At 73.1% G+C, this 18,021-nt stretch carries 17 protein-coding genes; 4 read left to right on the top strand and 13 right to left on the bottom strand.

Annotated elements, in window-relative coordinates; genetic code table 11:
• Positions 1-3 precede the first annotated feature (3 nt).
• Positions 4-1,083 carry a 2-oxoacid:ferredoxin oxidoreductase subunit beta gene (locus ADJ73_RS07880; RefSeq protein ID WP_050347820.1) on the top strand — a complete coding sequence of 360 codons (1,080 nt, stop codon included), beginning with the start codon at positions 4-6 and terminating at the stop codon, positions 1,081-1,083.
• Positions 1,084-1,175: 92 nt separating this feature from the next.
• Complete coding sequence (locus ADJ73_RS07875; RefSeq protein WP_441293947.1) at positions 1,176-3,089, top strand: glycoside hydrolase family 2 protein; 1,914 nt, start codon at positions 1,176-1,178, stop codon at positions 3,087-3,089.
• Here the strand turns inward: ADJ73_RS07875 and ADJ73_RS07870 are convergent.
• The 8 genes from ADJ73_RS07870 to ADJ73_RS07835 form a co-directional block, all read right to left on the bottom strand.
• A complete protein-coding gene (locus ADJ73_RS07870; RefSeq protein WP_050347819.1) occupies positions 3,062-4,255 on the bottom strand; it encodes an aminotransferase class I/II-fold pyridoxal phosphate-dependent enzyme in 1,194 nt (397 codons plus the stop codon). The two genes, ADJ73_RS07875 and ADJ73_RS07870, sit on opposite strands and share 28 nt — an antisense overlap.
• Positions 4,256-4,391: 136 nt before the next feature.
• Positions 4,392-5,108 (bottom strand): hypothetical protein, encoded by a 717-nt coding sequence (locus ADJ73_RS07865; RefSeq protein ID WP_050347818.1) that lies wholly within the window; start codon positions 5,106-5,108, stop codon positions 4,392-4,394.
• An 8-nt stretch (positions 5,109-5,116) separates the two neighbouring features.
• A complete protein-coding gene (locus tag ADJ73_RS07860; protein WP_050347817.1) occupies positions 5,117-5,452 on the bottom strand; it encodes a PadR family transcriptional regulator in 336 nt (111 codons plus the stop codon).
• 132 nt (positions 5,453-5,584) lie between these two features.
• Complete coding sequence (locus tag ADJ73_RS07855; RefSeq protein WP_050347816.1) at positions 5,585-6,574, bottom strand: hypothetical protein; 990 nt, start codon at positions 6,572-6,574, stop codon at positions 5,585-5,587.
• A 178-nt stretch (positions 6,575-6,752) separates the two neighbouring features.
• Complete coding sequence (locus ADJ73_RS07850; protein WP_050347815.1) at positions 6,753-7,952, bottom strand: pyrophosphate--fructose-6-phosphate 1-phosphotransferase; 1,200 nt, start codon at positions 7,950-7,952, stop codon at positions 6,753-6,755.
• 111 nt (positions 7,953-8,063) lie between these two features.
• Positions 8,064-8,663, bottom strand: coding sequence for an energy-coupling factor transporter transmembrane component T family protein (locus tag ADJ73_RS07845; protein ID WP_050347814.1), 600 nt, complete (start codon positions 8,661-8,663; stop codon positions 8,064-8,066).
• A gap of 1 nt (position 8,664) precedes the next feature.
• Positions 8,665-9,357, bottom strand: a complete 693-nt coding sequence (locus tag ADJ73_RS07840) for an energy-coupling factor ABC transporter ATP-binding protein (protein WP_050347813.1) — start codon at positions 9,355-9,357, stop codon at positions 8,665-8,667.
• 40 nt (positions 9,358-9,397) lie between these two features.
• Positions 9,398-10,006 carry a biotin transporter BioY gene (locus tag ADJ73_RS07835; RefSeq protein WP_050347812.1) on the bottom strand — a complete coding sequence of 203 codons (609 nt, stop codon included), beginning with the start codon at positions 10,004-10,006 and terminating at the stop codon, positions 9,398-9,400.
• Between the two features lie 131 nt (positions 10,007-10,137).
• Here ADJ73_RS07835 and ADJ73_RS07830 point away from each other — a divergent pair, with 131 nt between their 5' ends.
• Positions 10,138-11,187 carry an AbrB family transcriptional regulator gene (locus ADJ73_RS07830; protein WP_082176835.1) on the top strand — a complete coding sequence of 350 codons (1,050 nt, stop codon included), beginning with the start codon at positions 10,138-10,140 and terminating at the stop codon, positions 11,185-11,187.
• 71 nt (positions 11,188-11,258) lie between these two features.
• Here the strand turns inward: ADJ73_RS07830 and ADJ73_RS07825 are convergent, their stop codons facing one another.
• Positions 11,259-11,888, bottom strand: a complete 630-nt coding sequence (locus ADJ73_RS07825; protein WP_050347811.1) for a YigZ family protein — start codon at positions 11,886-11,888, stop codon at positions 11,259-11,261.
• 28 nt (positions 11,889-11,916) lie between these two features.
• Here ADJ73_RS07825 and ADJ73_RS07820 point away from each other — a divergent pair, with 28 nt between their 5' ends.
• Entirely contained in the window at positions 11,917-12,957 is a 1,041-nt protein-coding gene (locus ADJ73_RS07820) for a Gfo/Idh/MocA family protein (RefSeq protein ID WP_050347810.1), read from the top strand.
• Positions 12,958-12,988: 31 nt separating this feature from the next.
• Here ADJ73_RS07820 and ADJ73_RS07815 read toward each other — a convergent pair whose 3' ends face one another.
• The 4 genes from ADJ73_RS07815 to ADJ73_RS07800 form a co-directional block, all read right to left on the bottom strand.
• Entirely contained in the window at positions 12,989-14,383 is a 1,395-nt protein-coding gene (locus ADJ73_RS07815; protein ID WP_082176833.1) for an MFS transporter, read from the bottom strand.
• Between the two features lie 108 nt (positions 14,384-14,491).
• Complete coding sequence (locus tag ADJ73_RS07810) at positions 14,492-16,207, bottom strand: NAD-dependent malic enzyme (protein ID WP_050347809.1); 1,716 nt, start codon at positions 16,205-16,207, stop codon at positions 14,492-14,494.
• Between the two features lie 31 nt (positions 16,208-16,238).
• On the bottom strand, positions 16,239-17,012 hold the full coding sequence (locus ADJ73_RS07805; protein ID WP_253272695.1) for a helical backbone metal receptor: 774 nt from the start codon (positions 17,010-17,012) through the stop codon (positions 16,239-16,241).
• Positions 17,009-17,956: a CoA transferase gene (locus tag ADJ73_RS07800; protein ID WP_082176832.1), complete on the bottom strand. Its 948-nt coding sequence runs from the start codon at positions 17,954-17,956 to the stop codon at positions 17,009-17,011. Before ADJ73_RS07800 ends, ADJ73_RS07805 begins: the two co-directional genes overlap by 4 nt.
• Between the last annotated feature and the right edge of the window lie 65 nt (positions 17,957-18,021).

Here is an 18,021-nt window from a genome sequence, read left to right as displayed (position 1 = left end):
CCGATGACCGTCGATCTCGGCATACCCACCCACGGCCTGGCCGGCGTCCCCCGTCTCGACGAGGGCGCCCCGGCCCAGTCCAAGAAGGACTTCACCTCCGACCAGGAGGTCCGCTGGTGCCCCGGCTGCGGCGACTACGCCGTGCTCGCCGCCGTGCAGTCCTTCCTGCCCGACCTCGGGCTGCAGCGCGAGAACATCGCCTTCGTCTCCGGCATCGGCTGCTCCTCGCGGTTCCCGTACTACCTCGACACCTACGGGATGCACTCGATCCACGGGCGCGCCCCGGCGATCGCCACCGGCCTGGTCACGGCGCGTCCCGACCTGTCGGTGTGGGTCGTGACCGGCGACGGCGACGGGCTGTCGATCGGCGGCAACCACCTCATCCACGCGATGCGCCGCAACGTCAACATGACGATCCTGCTCTTCAACAACCAGATCTACGGCCTCACCAAGGGGCAGTACTCCCCCACCTCCGAGATCGGCAAGGTCACCAAGTCGACCCCGGCGGGCTCCGTGGACCGGCCCTTCAACCCGCTCTCGCTCGCCCTCGGCGCCGACGCGACCTTCGTCGCCCGCACCATGGACTCCAACCGCAAGCACCTCATCGAGGTCCTGCGCGCGGCGGCGGAGCACCGCGGGACCGCCTTCGTCGAGATCTACCAGAACTGCCCGATCTTCAACGACGGCGCCTTCCAGCTGCTCAAGGACCGCGGTGAGGCCGCGGCCAGGCTCGTGCACCTGGAGGACGGTCAGCCGGTGCGCGCCGGGGCCAACCAGGTCGTCGTGCGCTCCGACTCCGGCTCGCTGGAGGTCGTCCACGAGGACTCCGTCACCGACCCCTCGCGGATCGTCGTGCACGACGCGGGCGCCGACGACCCGACGCAGGCGTTCGCCCTGTCCCGCCTGGACTCCGGCGAGCAGCTGCACGTGCCGATGGGCGTCTTCCGCTCGGTGTCCCGGCCCACCTACGACGACCTGGTCCGTGGCCAGATCGCCGGGGCCGTCACCGCCGCGGGTGGGCCCGCCGGCGACGACGACCTCGAGGCCCTGCTGCGGGGCAAGGACACCTGGACCATCGGGTGAGCGCCGCGGCCCGGCTCGCTCGGCTCGCCTGGCGCGCGCAGCAGGCCGTATGGCGCCGCCGCCCGTCGCTGCGGCCGGCGCCCCAGCCGGCGGTGGGGGCCGCGCCGGACCTGTCCGTCGGGGTCGGGTCGGGCGTGCCGCGTCCCGAGCACCCGCGGCCGCAGCTCGTGCGAGCGCGGTGGCTCAACCTCAACGGCGAGTGGGAGTTCGAGAGCGACCGCGGTGACAGCGGCTACGAGCGAGGGCTGCTGTCCCGCCCGCTGTCGGGGCGGATCCTCGTGCCGTTCTGCCCGGAGTCGGCAGCGTCCGGCGTCGGGGACGAGGACTTCCACGAGGCGGTCTGGTATCGCCGCACGGTGGTGGTGCCGGCGTCGTGGGGAGGGACGGACGCCTGGCTGCACCTCGGCGCCGTCGACCACGACGCCACCGTGTGGGCCAACGGCATCGAGATCGCCCGGCACCGTGGCGGTTTCACGCCCTTCTCCGCCCCGCTGTCGCGAGCCGGGGTCGGTCCGGGCGACACCGTCGAGATCGTGGTGCGGGCGCGCGACCCCCGCCGCGGCCCGCAGGCCCGGGGCAAGCAGGCCACGAGCTACGCCCCCTCCGGATGCTTCTACCCCCGCACCACCGGCATCTGGCAGACCGTCTGGCTCGAGGCCGTGCCGCCGGTGCACGTGCGGCGGCTGCACGTCACGCCCGACCTCGCCGGTGGCGCCCTGGACGTGTCGATCCCGTTGAGCGCCAACCTGGCCGGCGGTCAGGTCGTCGTCGAGGTCACCCGCGCCGCGGGACTGGGCGACGCCGCCGCAGGAGTGGGCGACGCCGCCGCGAGCCCGGATGGCGGGGCGGACGACACCGTGATCGCCGCTGCCGCCACCCGATCCGACCTCGACCTCGCGCCGCGGATGCGAGTCACGCTGCCGGACAGCGAGATCCGCCCGTGGTCCCCGGCCGACCCCCACCTCTACGGCCTCCTCGTGCGGCTGGTCGACCGCGAGGGGGCGGTCGTCGACGAGCTGACGTCATACGCCGGGTTGCGGTCGATCTCGGTGCACGGCAACGAGATCCGGCTCAACGGCGAGCGCCTCTTCCAACGCCTGGTGCTGGACCAGGGCTACTGGCCCGACTCGCTCATGACGGCGCCGTCGGACGCCGCGCTCGAGCTGGACATCCGGCTGGGACTGGCGGCCGGCTTCGACGGAGCCCGCCTGCACCAGAAGGTCTTCGAGGAGCGCTACCTCTACCACGCCGACCGGCTGGGCTACCTCGTGTGGGGAGAGTTCGGCGACTGGGGCGCCAAGATGCGCGACGGCCACGGCGAGATCCAGTCTCCGACAGCGTCCTTCGTCACGCAGTGGGTCGAGGTGCTGCAGCGCGACGTCAACCACCCCTCGATCATCGGGTGGTGCCCGCTCAACGAGACCGAGCAGGACCTCACCGACGACATCACCGTGCTGGACGACGTGACCCGCGCGATGTTCCTGGCCACCAAGGCGATCGACCCGTCCCGGCCCGTCATCGACGCGTCCGGGTGGTCGCACCGGGTGGTCGAGACCGACGTCTACGACGCGCACTGCTACGAGCAGCGGCCGTGGCGGTTCCGGGTCCTCATGGAGGGGCTGGCGGCCGGCGAGCCGCTCGCCGACCTGCCCGGCAAGGACTGGTCGGTGGCCTACGCCGGCCAGCCCTACCTGATGTCGGAGTACGGCGGGATCTGGTGGGCGCCGGGCGGGCCCGGCGCCTCCGGGGAGGACCGCGAGAGCTCGTGGGGCTACGGCCAGCGCGTCCGGGACCTGCGCGAGTTCTACTCCCGCTACGAGGGGTTGACCACCGTCCTGCTGGGTTGCCCTGACCTCGCGGGCTACTGCTACACCCAGCTCACCGACACCTTCCAGGAGCAGAACGGGCTCTACACGATGGAGCGCTCCCCCAAGATGGACATGACGCGGATCCGCGCGGTGCAGCAGCGGCCCGCGGCCTACGAGCAGCGACCGCCGGCGACGTAGGCAGCCAGCCGGTCGAAGCCCTCGGTGACGTCGGCCGCGCTGCCGGCGTAGGAGATCCGCACGAAGTGGCTGCCGTCCAGCGCCGGGTCGCCGCCCGGTCGGCTGGGAGCGAAGTCCACCCCCGGGGTGAGGGCGACGCCGGTGCGATCCATGACCGCCGTGCACCAGGCGACCGAGTCGTCGGTCAGGTGGGCGATGTCGCACCAGGCGTAGAACGCCCCCGACGGCGGCACCTGGTCGTGCACGCCGAGCTCCGGCAGCCGCTGCAGCACGAGGTCCCGGTTGTGGGCGTAACGCTCGACGTGCGAACGCAGCTCGACCTGCGCGGCCAGCGTGAGCGCCCCGACGGCGGCGGCCTGGCTGACGGCGGGCGGGCACAGGTTGAGGTTGCCCAGCAGCAGCTCGACCGGCCGCAACAGGTGGTCGGGCAGCAGCATCCAGCCGAGCCGCCAGCCGGTCATGGAGAAGTACTTGGAGAAGCTGCCGACGACGGCGGCCGCGCGGGAGGTGCTCCACGCCGTGGTCGGGTGCGCGCCGGCATACGAGATCCCGTGATAGATCTCATCACTCGCCAACAGACAATCATGCTCAGCGCACCAGCGAGCGATCGCGGCGAGCTCGTCGGCGGGCACGACCGTGCCCGTGGGGTTGGCGGGGCTCGCCAGGATCAGGCCGGCCGGCGGCGTCGGGAGCGCCTCGAGCATCACCACGGTAGGCTGGTAGGCCGTCTCGGGGCCGCAGTCGAGGTCCACGACGCGACAGCCCAGGGCCTCCAGGGTGTTGCGATAGGCCGGGTAGCCGGGGCGCGTCACGACGACCTCGTCACCGGCCTCGAAGGCCGCGAGGAACAGCGCCGTGAACCCTCCGCTGCTCCCCGTCGTGAGGATCACCTGGCCCGGATGGACCTCGAGGTCGTATGCCGCGGCGTAGTGCTCGCAGATGGCCTCTCGCAGAGCGAGGTTCCCCACGGCCTCGGTGTAGCCGAGCACCTGGCCGTCGATGGCGGCGATCGCGGCGTCCCGCGCGGCCCGAGGTGCACCCGTGCTGGGCTGACCGACGTGCAGCCCGATCACGTCACCGTGCGTGAGCTGACGCCGGGCGGCGACCTTCATGACCTCCATGACGTGAAAGGGCGGGACCTGGCCACGGGCACTCAGTCTGCTCATGACAGCACGCTAGCGAGCACCGCCGCCGAGTCCCCACCTGGCTCACCGCCTCACCCCTACCTACTCTCGGGTTGCCTACGCCATCTCGCCTTGTAAGGCGAGATGGCGTAGGCAACCCGCGAGTAGGGGGAGCCGGTCAGGCCGTGAACCACGTCAGCAGGCCGAGCAGCACTGCGACGAGCAGGATCAGCCAGCCGGACGCACCGGCCAACGCACGCCCAGCCGCCTCGCCTCGGGGTGACCCATAGCGGTCTCGCCCGTCGCGCGGATCGATCACCGGGTCGGTCAGTCGCGGGGAGACTCGCTGAGCCACGATGGCCCCGCCCACCAAGAGGGCCACAGCGACAGCAGCGGCGAGGGCGCGCGGCAGATGCACGGCGGGCTCGCGCAGCAAGACCGCGGTCGCCGCCATCACCGCCACGGCGACCGTGATGGCGAGCACCCCGACGAAGGGCCGCTCCAGGATGGGGCGCAGGCGCCGGGCCACGAGCATCACGACGCCGACGAGCAGCACCAGCGTCGCGAGCTCACCGACGGACACGGCGACGTCGGTGCCCAGGCGGTAGGCCCTCACGGCAGCCGTGCTCAGCGTCAGCCCCGCAAGACCGACGAGGGAGGGACCGATAGCCATCGCCCAGTCCGCTGGAGCCATCCGCTCGCGCTGGGCCTCGGTGAAGGTCAGCGAGCGGGCATACTCGCGCGGGTCGCCGAAAGTCTCCTGCGCCGACTCCCCGCTCTCGGCGAGGTGCGTCTCGACCGAGGTGACCGCATCGCCGATCACCCCGCCCTTGATGTCCTGCAGACGCAGCTCCACCACCATCTCGTCGATCCATCGTCGGTCGCGCTTGTCCATGGTCCTCACTACTCCCCCTCGGAGATGAATGTCGTTGTGTGCGTAGCGAACTCACGCCACAAGGTGCGTTGCTGGTCGAGCTCGGCAGACCCGGCAGCGGTGAGCTGGAAGTACTTGCGGCCCGGGCCGGACTCCCCCTGGCACCACTCGGTGGTGACGTGACCGGCCGCTTCGAGTCGGCTGAGCAACGGGTAGAGCGTGCCGCCCTTGATCGCCCCGAAACCGTGCTGCTCGAGTGTCGTGGCGATGGCATAGCCGTAGGTCGGCCCGTCACCGAGGACGCGCAGGACCGCCAGGGTGAGGAGTCCGCGGAGCCACTCGCTGGGCCAGGGTTGGTGCGCCATCCCTAGACAGTATCCCTACCTAGTCAGTCTGTCTACACAGTCACCCTACTTACTCAAGCTCAGGTTGCCTACGCCATCTCGCCTTGTAGGGCGAGATGGCGTAGGCAACCTGAGATTGGGAGGGGGGTGGGGTCAGCCACCCCGCGGCGGGCGGCGGGCCGTCCCGTGCCGGATCCGGGCTCGACGACGCGCCTTCTCGATGCGCTGCTGCACCTCCCACGGCCGGGCGAGTCGCCGCTTCGTGAGGCGCACGACCTCCCACTCCTCGTCCCGGACGTCGTCCTCGCGCTCCTTCTCCGCCAGCAGCACCGAGTTCACCCCGTCCTCGTCGTCCCCCTCCGCGTACTTGCCCTGCCCGTCGTACTCGAGTGCCACCCACTCCCCCTCCAGGGCAAGGTCGAGACGGCGCACCCCCGACAGGGTCACGACCTGCACCTGCGACTCCAGCCGATAGCCCAGCGCGTGGCAGACCCAGGCCGCCCAGGACTCTCCGGGTGACTCACGCAGCCCGTCGACCAGCCTCATCACCGGCCACACCTGATAGGCCCCCTGCTCCCCCCGCAACCGCTCCTCCCACCCTTCGAGGTCAGCCATGGTCAGCACCCCGCGATGGAGGAGCCAGTCGCAGGTCATCAGCCCCGAGACAGGGCACATCTGCGTCAGCTCGACCGCCACCCTCGCCAGGTCGGCTACGACCATCCCCAGGGCGCCCAGCGCGAACATCTCGCGCGGCAGCGAGCCCGGCAGCGCGAGCTCGCGCACAGGGGCACCCTCCACACCGAGGTGAAGGGTCAGGTGTCGTCTGGTCTGCGCCCGACCTCGGTCGATGCGGCGCAGGTGCACTCGCTGCAGCTGCGGCTGGTGGACCGGCACGCCGGCGACGACCGCCCCGGACCAGTGGCTCGGCACGGCGTAGGGCCGGTCTGCGGCCTCGGCGTAGGTGCGGACGAGGTGGCGCTCGGTGGGCCACTTCGGTGCCCTGGCCGACCACCACCCGCGGCGCACCTGCCAGATCTCACGAGCGGTGGACGCCGTGGCAAGGTCGCGGTCGGTGAGGCCGACGGCGCGGGCGTCGGCGGTGCGGAAGGCGGGGAGAGCGGCGAGCTCGGGCGGGACGATCATGGCTGCACGGTGCCCGCCAACCGCGGCCCTGACTAGGGGCCCCTCCTCACCTGTGGATGGTGCCGCGCGCTAAACCCGTCGAGCGCCATCCGCCCTGTGGATAACCGATCTCGGGTTGCCCACCCAGTCTCGCCTTACAAGGCGAGATTGGGTGGGCAACCCGAGAAAGGGGCTGGGGTCAGGCCTGGCCGATCTGCCGCAGCAGCCCCTGGAACCAGTCCTGCGACGCGTCGAACGCCTTGTGCCCCGCGATGCGCGGGAACTCGATGACGCGCAGCTCGTCCCCACGCTCCTCGTCGTGCCCGACGACGCCGGGGGTGCCGGCCTGGGCCGCCTCGACGGCCACGTCGCACATCTGCTTGATCAGCGCCAGGTCGGCGTCGTTGGCCTTGGCCGAGCGGGAGAAGTAGCCGGACTTCTGCACCATGGTCTTCTCGGCCTCGATCTTGGCGCCGAACTCCTTGGCGAAGTAGCTGCCCGGGTTGATCGTGTCGAGCTTGACGTGGCCGAAGGGGTCGCGGGCGACCTCCTGGCCGGACGCCTCGAGCTGCTGGACGATGTCGTCGACGCCGGCGCCCTCGGACAGGAAGATGTTGACGCACCCGATCTCGTCCATCACGGCCTTGAGGCGGGCCGCCTCGGCGTCCAGGTCGATGTGGACCTCGGGGACGTAGACGCCGTGGATGGCCCAGCGCTCGGGCGTCAGCCCGGCCTGCGGCAGCCAGGTCTGCTGCCCGTGCCACTCCATGTAGTCGCGCGCCGCCGCAGCGGTCAGCCAGCCGCAGTTGCGCCCCATGACCTCGTGCACGATCAGCATCCGCGGGTTGGAGCCGTGCTCGGCGATGATGTTCTGCGCGAAGAGCGACGCCTGCTGGGCCGCGGTCTGCGCGCCGAGCGACTGACGGATCGGGACGATGTCGTTGTCGATCGTCTTGGGCAGGCCCACCACGGTCAGCTCGTAACCCTGGTCGTGCAGGTAGGCCGCGAGGTCCGCCGCCGTGGTGTTGGTGTCGTCGCCACCGATGGTGTGCAGGACGTCGACGCCGTCCTCCTTGAGGCGGTTGGCTGCGACCTCGAGGGGGTTGTCGCCCTCCTGGACCAGGCCGCGCTCGACGAGGTTCTTGGCGTTGGTGAGCTTGACGCGGGAGTTGCCGATCGGGCTGCCGCCGAAGCCTCGCAGGATGCCCGCGTTCTTGCGGGTCTCCTCGTCGAAGACCGTGTAGCTGCCGGCCAGGACGCCGTGGTAGCCGTGGTGGTACCCGATCAGCTCGACGTCGGGCAGCACCTCCGTGTAGCGCTCGATCAGGTCACCGACGGCGGCGGACAGGCAGGGGGCGTAGCCGCCGGCGGTCAGCATGGCAACGCGCTTGATGGTCATCGGGAGGGTCCTCCTGCGATAGCGGGATGAGAGGTATGACGGTCGCGACTCTGCGACCTCCACCCTATCGAGGGCGCCCGGGCCGGGCCTCCCCCGGCCCCGCTGCCCCGATCAGTCGTCCACCCCGCGGGCGGCGAGCGCGTCACCCACGCGTTCGGCGTGCCGGACGGTGCGTATGACGAGGGGCGTGGCCACCGCCCGGACCGAGCGGTCGAGGCCCCGCGCCCGCCGCGCGTCCAGGGTGTCGGCCAGCAGCTCCCGCACCACCGGAATGCTGCGCAGGGTCAGGCTGACGGTCAGCGCGACGCGCTCCGGCGACACCCCGACGTGCCGCAGCGGCTGGGCCAGTCGCTGCACCCCGTCGAGCATCTCCGACACGCGGGTGGTGAGCGTGACCAGGCCCGCCGCGGCCACCGCGACGACGAAACCCCCGAGCGTCACCACCACCGCCTCCCACCCGCCGCTCCACCACTGGAACGGCGCCATCACCACCAGGAACCACCGCAGCGGGCGCACCTCCCCCCAGGCCAGCCGCAGCGGGATGCCGAGGAGCAGGTAGGTCGCGAGCACCACGAGCGCCGAGAGCGCCGTCATCCAGGGGCGCGGGACCAGGGACACGGGGAGCAGGAACACCGCGAGCGCCAGCAGCTTGGCCGGGACGCCGAGCCGGTGGAGCAGGGTGTGGCCGTCGGCATACGCGCCGGTGAGCACCTCAGCCGCCCTCGAGCATGAGCCGGCGGTAGAAGGGGACCACCTCGTCAGCCGGGCCGTCGGCCGCGACGCGGCCCCCGTCGATCAGGACGACCCGCTCCCAGCCGTCGAGCAGCCACAGGTGGTGGGTGACGAGCACGACCTGCTGGTCGAGGGTGTCGAGGAGCCGGGAGACCTGGTGGGCGTGGCGCAGGTCGAGCAGGGTGGTGGGTTCGTCGCAGACGAGCACGTCGGGGCGGGTGACGAGGATGGCGGCGAGGGCGAGCAGCTGCTTCTGGCCGGAGGAGAGCTGGTGGGCCGGGTGGTCGGCATGGTCGGCCAGGGCGTAGCGGGCGAGGACCTCGTCGACCAGCCGCCGCTTGCCCTCGGCGGTCAGGTCGCGTCGGCGACGCAGCGAGAACTCCACGTCCTCCCGGACCGTCGGCATGACGATCTGCGCCTCCGGGTCGGGGAAGGTGAAACCGACCCTGCGGCGCACCGCGGCGCCCTCCCGCGCGGGGTCGAGCCCGTCGACGGTGACCCGGCCCTCGGTGGGCTGGACGAGGCCGTTGAGCATGCGCGCCAGAGTCGACTTGCCGCAGCCGTTGGCGCCGATGATGCCCACGCGCGGCTCGGTGATCGTGAGGTCGACGTGCTCCAGGACGCGGCGCTCGCCGAAGGAGTGCGCGACCTGGTCGATGCGGATGGTGGGCATGAGCCGTATGCCGGGCGCCTGCTGCCTGACGAGGCGCCGGTCAGCGGCGGCGCGCCGGGCCGAGCAGGTCGGGGATCGCGGTGTGGACGGCGCTCGCGACGACGCCCGCCACGACCGCCTTGACCAGGTCACCGGGCAGGAAGGTCGCCGAGAACGCCGCCGCGCCCGCGAGGTCGAGCTTGGCCGAGCGCCAGGCCATCCCGGGGATGCCGAGCGCGTAGGACACGACGATGCCGCCGAGGAGGCACGCGGCGATCGTCGCGGCGACGTGCGGTCGCGGCGAGAACCGCTGCACCACCAGGCCGATCACGAGCGCCACCAGCGGGTAGCCGACCACGAACCCCACGGTGGGGCCGGTGAAGATCGCCAGGCCGCGCACCCCGCTCGCGAGGACCGGCAGCCCAGCGACGGCGAGCACCACGAAGAGCAGCACGGCGAGGAAGCCGCGGCGGGCGCCGAGGACCGCCCCGGCGAGCATGATCCCGAGGTTCTGCAAGACGATCGGGGCGGCGCCACCGACCGGGACCTTGACGGGGACCAGCGCGACGATCAGCGCGCAGAAGGCCGCGACGAGGGCGAGGTCGCGGGCGGTCAGGGCGCGGCCGGCGGGGGCGGGGCGCGAGGGGGTGCGGGTGGCCGGGGTGGACATGGTGCGCAGCCTACCTGAACGCCGTTCAGGGCGTTGAGGTGGTGGCGGCGTGGGGGCGGCGGGTGCGGCGAGTGATGGTCGGCACCCGAGCCGCTGCCTCACGGGAGGCGGCACCGCTCTAGGGTGCCAGGGTGATCACCCCACCCGCCCGCGTGCTCGCCGCCGGGGTGGCCGTCGGAGCCGCCGTCTGGGTGTGCCTCGCGCTGCTGGCCCTGCCCTCGCCGTCGCTCTTCGGCGGGCTGGCGGCGGGCGCCGTGCTGGCCTTCGGGTCGCCACGGCCCCCCGAGCTGCCCCGCTGGGGCATGGTCGTGGCGCAGGCCCTCGTCGGGGTGACCATCGGCGAGACGGTGACCCTCGCCGCGCTGCGCCAGATCGCCGCCGACTGGCCGTCCGTGCTCGTCGTCACCGTGGTGACGCTGCTGCTGAGCCTGCTCGCGGGCGCCATACTGGCGCGTCTGCACCCGATCTCGCTGGCCACCGGGCTGTTCTCGATGGCGGCGGGCGGGGCGTCCGGCATCACCTCGATCGCGGACGAGCTGGGCGCGGACGCCCGGGTGGTGTCGATCCTGCAGTACCTCCGGGTGCTGCTCGTGCTGGTCACGTTGCCGCTCGTGGTGGGCCTGGCGTTCCACCCGCAGACGGGGCAGGCGGTCGCTGCCGGGGGCGCGAGGGCGGGGCTCGGTGCCTCGCTGGGGTTCGTGGCGGTGTCGGTGGTCGTGGGGCTCGCGCTGGCGCGGCTGGTGCCGGTGTCGACGTTCACGCTGATCGGGCCGCTCGCTGTCGCCGGCGCGATCGCGCTGTGGGGCGGGCTGGGGGTGGTGCGCACACCGGGTCTGCTCGTGGCGCTGGCGATGCTGGCGATCGGGCTGCAGGTCGGGGTGAAGTTCACCCGGGACAGCGTGCGGGCGATCGGGCGGATGCTGCCCGCCGGTCTGGTGCTGATCGCGGCGCTGCTGGTGCTGTGCGGCGCGCTGGGCTGGGTGCTGTCGTGGGTGACCGGGGTCGACCCGCTCACGACCTATCTCGCGACGACGCCGGGTGGGCTCTTCGCCGTGCTGGCGACGGCCGCCGACAGCGGCGCCGAGCCGACCTATGTCTTCGCCGTGCAGCTGGCGCGGCTGCTCGCGATCCTGGCGCTGGCGCCGGTGCTGGCCCGCTGGCTGCGGACCCGCCGGGGGTAGCGGATCCGCGGGGTAGCAGACCCGCCGGCGGTAGCAGCATCAGCCTGGGGAAGGACGGCCGGTCGATCCCGCTACCCCCGGTAGGACCAGTGGGAGGGGCCGTCGACGAGGACCCCCGCTCCCCCGGTGAGCTCGGCCACCACCTCGCGGAGCCGCTCCCGCTCGTCCGGCGACACGTCCAGCCGCAGCGTCGCCCGAGCGCCGTAGTCCGTGCCGGCCACCTGCACCCCGCGAGACCGCAGCGCCGCCTCCACGCGCCCCGCGTCGGCGTGGTCGACGTCGAGCGAGACCCGCAGCAAGAGCCGCCGCTCCACCACCACGGCGGCGTCGCAGGCCGCGCGCACCGCGTCGCCGTACGCCCGGATCAGACCGCCGGTCCCGAGCAGCGTCCCGCCGAACCACCGCGTCACCACGCACACCACGTCCGTCAGCCCGCGGCCGCGCAGCACCTCGAGCATCGGCGACCCGGCGGTCCCCGCGGGCTCGCCGTCGTCGGAGGACCGCTCGGTCATCGCGTCCGGCCCCAGCACGAACGCCGAGCAGTGGTGCCGCGCGTCCCAGTGCGCCGTCCGCGCCGCCTCGACCACGGCCCGCGCGTCCGCCTCCGACGACACCGGCTCCAGCCGCGCCAGGAACCGCGACCGCCTCGCCTCGACCTCCGCCTCCACCGCGTCGGCCACCGTCAGGTAGGACTCCACCACGGCCCCATCCTCGCCTAGGCTCGGCCGGGTGAGCGACTTCCCGACCGCCCTGCCCACCAGCCGGATCCCCGACCCCGCCGAGGCGCCCCCGCTGCGCTGGGGCGTCATCGGCCCCGGCGGCATCGCCCGCGCCTTCGCCGACGGGCTGCACACGCACACCCGCAGCCGCATCGTCGCCGTCGGGTCCAGGTCGCAGGAGCGCGCCGAGGCGTATGCCGCCGAGGTGGGGGGCGCGACGGCATACGACTCGTATGCCGCGGTGGCCGCCGACCCCCAGGTCGACGCCGTCTACGTGGCGTCCCCGCACAGCGAGCACCACGAGCACGCGCTGCTCGCCATCGCCGGGGGCAAGCACGTGCTGGTCGAGAAGGCGTTCACCCGGACCGCGGCGCAGGCGCAGGAGGTCGTGGACGCGGCCCGCGCCGCCGGCGTGACCTGCATGGAAGCCATGTGGACGCGGTTCCTGCCCCAGTCGGACGTGATCCGGCAGCTGCTCGCGGACGGGGTGCTCGGCGAGGTCGAGACGGTGCTGGCCGACCACGGGCAGTGGTTCGAGCAGGACCGGTCGTCGCGGTTGTTCGCCCCCGAGCTGGCGGGCGGGTCGCTGCTGGACCTCGGCATCTACCCGGTCAGCTTCGCCCTGGGCCTGCTGGGGCTGCCGGGTCGGGTCACGGCGGTGGGGACGACCGCGTTCACCGGGGTGGAGCGGCAGGTGTCGCTGATCCTCGACGGGTTCGACCGGGAGCCGGCCGCCCACGCCGTGCTGTCGACCACGCTCGCCGCCAAGACGCCCACCATCGCGTCGGTCTCGGGGTCGCGGGCGCGGGTGGAGCTGGACGGCGACTTCTACCAGCCCGGGCGGGTGCGGCTGGTGTCCCGTGACGGCGACGTGGTGGAGGGGCCGGCGCCGGTCGTGACCGGCCACCAGGGGTTGTGCTACGAGGCCGCCCACTTCGCCGGTCTCGTGGCGCAGGGCGCGCCGGAGTCGCCCCTGCTGCCGCTGGACGAGACGGTCGCGATCATGAGCGTCCTGGACGAGGTGAGGCGCCAGGTCGGCGTCCCCCTCTGAGGCCCCACCTCAGGTGGCCACCCCGTCGGGGTCAGAGCTCCTCGAGGTCGCGGCCCTTGAGCTCCGGGAGCGCGAGGCCGGCGAACGCCGCGATCGCGAAGGCCACCGCGAAGGTCGTGAAGACCAGGCCCGTCCCACCCGCCGCCTTGAGGGGAGGGACCGCCAGCGGCGCGAGGATCGACGCGATCCGCCCGAACCCGGCCGCCGCGCCGGACCCGGTCGCCCGCATCACCGTCGGGTAGATCTCGGGCGTGACGGCGTAGAGCGCGCCCCACGCGCCGAGGTTGAAGAAGGACAGCGCGCACCCCGCGGCGATGATGGCCGGCACCGACGACGCCATGCCGAAAGCCCCTGCCGCGCAGGCCGACCCGATCAGGAAGGTGGTCAGGGTGGCGCGCCGCCCCCACACCTCGATGAGCCACGCCGACACGGCGTAGCCCGGCAGCTGGGCGAGGGTGATCCACAGGGTGTACTCGAAGGACTTCACCATCCCGAAGCCCTGGGCGAAGAGCAGCGACGGCAGCCAGATGAAGGCGCCGTAGTAGGAGAAGTTGACGCAGAACCACACCACCCAGAGGGCGGCCGTGCGCACCCGGTAGCGCAGGCTCCACAGCCCGGGCACCGGCCCGGTCGGCGCGACCGGCGCCTCGATCACGGCGTCCGGTGCGTGGTCCGGGGCCGGCACCCCCGCGGGCTCCTCGAAGCTGCGCACCGCGCGCTCCGCCTCGGCATGGCGCCCCTTGGACTCCAGGAAGCGCACCGACTCCGGCAGGGTCGCCCGGACGACCAGGGCGTAGAGGGCGGGCACGACGCCGAGCGCCATCGCCCAGCGCCACCCGTCGGCGCTGCCCGGGATCACGAAGTAGCCGATCAGCGCCGCTAGGATCCACCCCAGCGCCCAGAAGGACTCCAGCCCGACCACGACGCGGCCGCGGATGTGGGCCGGGGAGTACTCCGAGATGAGCGTGGACGCGACGGGCAGCTCGGACCCGAGGCCCAGCCCGACGACGAAACGCAGCGCCATCAGCACGGCCACGCTGCCGGCGAGCGCCGAGGCGCCGGTCGCCAGGCCGTAGACGAGCAGGGTGAGGGCGAAGACCTGGCGGCGGCCGATCCGGTCGGCGAGCAGCCCGCCGAGGGTCGCGCCGACGGCCATGCCCAGCGACCCGATCGACGCGATCCAGGACACCTCGGTCGGCGTCAGGTGCCACTGCTTGGCCAGGGCGGTCAGCACGAAGGAGATGAGGCCGACGTCCATCGCGTCGAGGGCCCAGCCGACGCCCGAGCCTGCGAGCAGCCGGCCGTGCTTGCGGGTGAAGGGCAGCCGGTCGAGGCGCTCGGTGCGCGTGAGCGGGCGCGAGCCCTCGGCCGCAGCGGGCGACCCCGAGGCTGCGGGCGAGGCGGGTCCAGCAGGCGAGGCAGGCATCACGGGCTCCAGGGGCTCAGGTCGCGCCGACGCGCGGAGGGGACGGCGAGGGTTGTGCTCAACGGAAGCATAACCCTCGCCGGACCCCCGCGCGGTCGATCCCCGGGCTCAGACCGCCTCGAGGTCCGGGTAGACCGGGTGCCACATCCGCTGGAAGACCGCCTGGACCGGGTTGTCCACCTCGACCGTGGCCAGCCCCTCCTGCTGCGCCGCCGTCACCACGGCGAGCGCCACCGTGGCGCTGACGTAGCGCAGCTCCTTGATCGAGGGCAGCAGCGGCATCTCGGGGCGGGTCACCTTGCTGATGCCGGCGATGGCCTCGGCGGCGGCCGCGATCATCCCGTCGCTCACCCGCGAGGCGCGGCACACCGACACCCCGAGCCCGAGACCGGGGAAGACGAGTGCGTTGTTGGCCTGCGCGATCTCGTAGGTCCGCTGGTGGAAGGTGACGGGCGCGAAGGGCGAGCCGGTGGCGATCATGGCCTTGCCGTGGGTCCACTCGACGACCTGCTCCGGCACGGCCTCGGACAGCCGGGTGGGGTTGGACAGCGGCATGATGATCGGGTTGCGGGCGTGCGCGGCCATGTCGCGGACGATCGCCTCGCTGAAGGACCCGGGCTGCCCGGAGGTGCCGATGAGGATCGTCGGGTGGACGTTGCGGACCACGTCGGCCAGGTCGATCCGGCCGGGCCGGTCCAGCCGCCACTGGGCGACGTCGGCGTCGGTGCGGGCGTAGGGCCGCTGGAAGGGGCGGACCCGGTCGCCGAGCGCCTCGGTGATCAGCCCTCGCGACCCGAGGCACCAGAACCTCGCGTTGGCCTCCTCGGGCGACAGGCCCTCGCGCATCATGATGTCGCGCAGCAGGTTGGCGATGCCGACCCCCGCGGTGCCCGCCCCGTGCACCACGATCTGCTGGTCGCCCATGCGCTCGCCGAGCGCCTGGACGCCCGCGAGCGCGGCGGCCGCGACGACGGCGGCGGTGCCCTGCACGTCGTCGTTGAAGGTGCAGATCTCGTGGCGGTACTTCTCCAGGATGCGGTGCGCGTTGCTCGCCCCGAAGTCCTCCCAGTGCAGCATCGCGTGCGGGAACAACCGGGTCGTCACCTCGATGAACTTGTCGATGAAGGCGTCGTACCGCTCCCCGCGCACCCGGGCGTGCCGCACCCCGAGGTAGAGCTCGTCGTTGAGCAGCGCGAGGTTGTCGGTGCCCACGTCGAGGACGACCGGTATGGCGCGCCGGGGGTGCACGCCCGCCGCGGCGGTGTAGACCGACAACTTGCCGATGGCGATCTGCACGCCGCCGACGCCCTGGTCGCCGATCCCGAGGATGCCCTCGGAGTCCGTGGCGACGACGAGGTCGACGTCGTCGGGCTCGAGGCCGTAGTTGAGGAAGGCGTTCTCGATGCCGTCGGGGTCGTCGATCGACAGGAAGACCCCGCGGGGGCGGGAGTACCAGTGGGAGTAGCGCTGGATGGCGTCGCCGATGGTGGGGGTGTAGACGATCGGCAGCATCTCCTCGAGGTGCTCGGCGAGCAGCCGGTAGAACAGCACCTCGTTGCGGTCGCGCATCGCCGACAGGTAGACGTTCTTGCTCAGCGCGTCCGGCTGCTGGCGGAACTGCTCGTAGACCCGGGCGACCTGCCCCTCGAGCGGCACGATCCCGCTCGGCATCAGCCCGTTGAGCCGCAGCGAGTCCCGCTCGGCCTTGGTGAACGCGGTGCCGCGGTTGATCAGCGGGATGGCCAGGACATCGTTGCCGCGGACCCGGACGCGCACCCTGGTGCCGTCGGGGCCGGACTCGAACTCGAAGGGGCGACTCGACATGCCCCCCAGCCTACGGCGGCCGTGAGCACGGTCACGTCCCGACCCGGCGCCGCAGCTGGCGGACGAGCCGCTCCGGGGCGCCGATCATCGCCGGGCCGTACCACGTGAGCGCGCGGCCGTCGACGAGAGCGCTGGGCAGCGGGGCGAAGGCCTCCGGCCCGTCGTCTGCGGCGAAGGCGTAGGGCTCGTCCGGGAGGATCACCAGGTCGGCCGGCGGCAGCTCCGGCAGCGGGATCGCGGGGTAGCGGTCCGGGTGGTGCCGCAGCACGTTGTCCACCCCGAGCCGCCGCAGCACGTCGCCGGCATACGTCTGCGACCCCACGTGCATCCACGGGCGGCGCCAGACCGGTATGACGGCGCGCACCCTGCGGTCGGGGTCGACGCGCGTCGGCGCGGTCCACGCCTCGTGGGCGTCGTCCAGCCAGTCGGGCCGCCGCACGTCGAGCGCCTCCACGAGCCGACCGATGGACCGCAGCGCGGTGTCGACCGAGCGGATCTGGGTGGTCCAGACGGCGATCCCGCGCTCGCGCAGGGCGGCGAGGTCGGGTGCGCGGTTCTCCTCCTCGTCGCTGACGACCAGGTCGGGCTCGAGCGCCGCGATGGCGTCGAGGTCAGGGTTCTTGGTGCCGCGGACCCGGGTGACCTGCAGCTCCGTGGGGTGGGTGCACCAGTCGGTCGCCCCGACGAGGACGTCCGGCGCGCTCCACGCGACCGCCTCCGTCAGCGACGGCACGAGGCTGACGACCCGGCGGGGCGTGCGCGGCAGCACCACCGGGTGCCCCAGGTCGTCCAGGAAGCGGGTCACCAGGCACCCTCCGCCACTCCCGCACCGGCATCGGCACGGGTGTCGGTGCGGGCGTCCGCACCAGCTTCGGCGTCGGCGTCCGCACCAGCACCGGTGTCGGCGCCGGCTGCCGTGCTGGCGACGGCGACGAGCGGCAGGTCCTGCTCCTCGGCGAGGCGTTGCCACTGCGCGGCGGTGCGGGTGCGCAGCGTCTGCGCGATGGTGTCGGCGTCGCCGCCCAGCAGCTCCTGCGCCCGCCGCCAGAAGTGCGGCTCCAGCGCCGCGAGCGCGACGTAGCCGTCCTGCGCGGGATACAGGCCGTAGCCCGCGAACCCGCCGCCCAGCAGCCCTCCGGGTGCGGTGAGGCCGTGCCGGGCCGAGGCCGCCAGGTCGGCCGCACAGTCCGCGAAGGCCACCTCCCGACGGCTCCCCTCCCCCGTCCGGGCCCGCAGCAGCAGCCCGGCGAGCGCCTCGGAGACGGCGCGCTCGGCGCCGGCGAGGTCGGCGACGAGGACCGCCGGCAGCTGCGGCGGGGTGAGCAGCCCGGCCGTGGCCTGGTAGGTCAGGTCGTGCCCGGCCACGTCGTCGTCGGGCGCGGCGTGCCCCACGACGGCCACGTGCACGAGCCGGGGGCAGCGGGCGTGCAGCTCCTCCCACCCGAGCCCGAGCCGCCGCAGCGCCGACCCCCGGCTCGCGGTGAGGAGCACGTCCGCCGAGGTCAGCAGCTCGTCGAGCTCGGCGCGGCCCTCGCGGGACTTCAGGTCCAGCGACCGGAGCTCGAGGCCGGCGTCCAGCTCGGCGAGCCACGCGGCGCAGTAGTCCCCGAGCGGGTCGCCCGCCGGCGGCTGCACCTTGACCACGTGCGCCCCCAGCCGACGGAGCCGGGCGGCCGCCACCGGCCCGGGCACGTTGACGGCGAGCGTCACGACCCGGGTCCCCGCGAGCGGGGCGTCGGTGCACGGCATACGAGCCTCCTCGGTCCTGACCAGCATCTAACCGGAGAGGACCGCCGCCCGCAGCCCCGGCCGGC

Origin of the sequence: Arsenicicoccus sp. oral taxon 190, assembly GCF_001189535.1 — a bacterium.
GTDB lineage: Bacteria > Actinomycetota > Actinomycetes > Actinomycetales > Dermatophilaceae > Arsenicicoccus.
The sequence above is the reverse complement of the archived record's forward strand: the minus strand, read 5'-3'. Positions and strand labels throughout refer to the sequence as shown.

Coding starts and splice junctions, on each gene's coding strand:
- ADJ73_RS07880 (WP_050347820.1), top strand. CDS start 4: ATGACCGTCGATCTCGGCATACCCACCCACGGCCTGGCCGGCGTCCCC.
- ADJ73_RS07870 (WP_050347819.1), bottom strand. CDS start 4,255: ATGAGCAGACTGAGTGCCCGTGGCCAGGTCCCGCCCTTTCACGTCATG.
- ADJ73_RS07865 (WP_050347818.1), bottom strand. CDS start 5,108: ATGGACAAGCGCGACCGACGATGGATCGACGAGATGGTGGTGGAGCTG.
- ADJ73_RS07860 (WP_050347817.1), bottom strand. CDS start 5,452: ATGGCGCACCAACCCTGGCCCAGCGAGTGGCTCCGCGGACTCCTCACC.
- ADJ73_RS07855 (WP_050347816.1), bottom strand. CDS start 6,574: ATGATCGTCCCGCCCGAGCTCGCCGCTCTCCCCGCCTTCCGCACCGCC.
- ADJ73_RS07850 (WP_050347815.1), bottom strand. CDS start 7,952: ATGACCATCAAGCGCGTTGCCATGCTGACCGCCGGCGGCTACGCCCCC.
- ADJ73_RS07840 (WP_050347813.1), bottom strand. CDS start 9,357: ATGCCCACCATCCGCATCGACCAGGTCGCGCACTCCTTCGGCGAGCGC.
- ADJ73_RS07835 (WP_050347812.1), bottom strand. CDS start 10,006: ATGTCCACCCCGGCCACCCGCACCCCCTCGCGCCCCGCCCCCGCCGGC.
- ADJ73_RS07815 (WP_082176833.1), bottom strand. CDS start 14,383: ATGCCTGCCTCGCCTGCTGGACCCGCCTCGCCCGCAGCCTCGGGGTCG.
- ADJ73_RS07810 (WP_050347809.1), bottom strand. CDS start 16,207: ATGTCGAGTCGCCCCTTCGAGTTCGAGTCCGGCCCCGACGGCACCAGG.
- ADJ73_RS07800 (WP_082176832.1), bottom strand. CDS start 17,956: ATGCCGTGCACCGACGCCCCGCTCGCGGGGACCCGGGTCGTGACGCTC.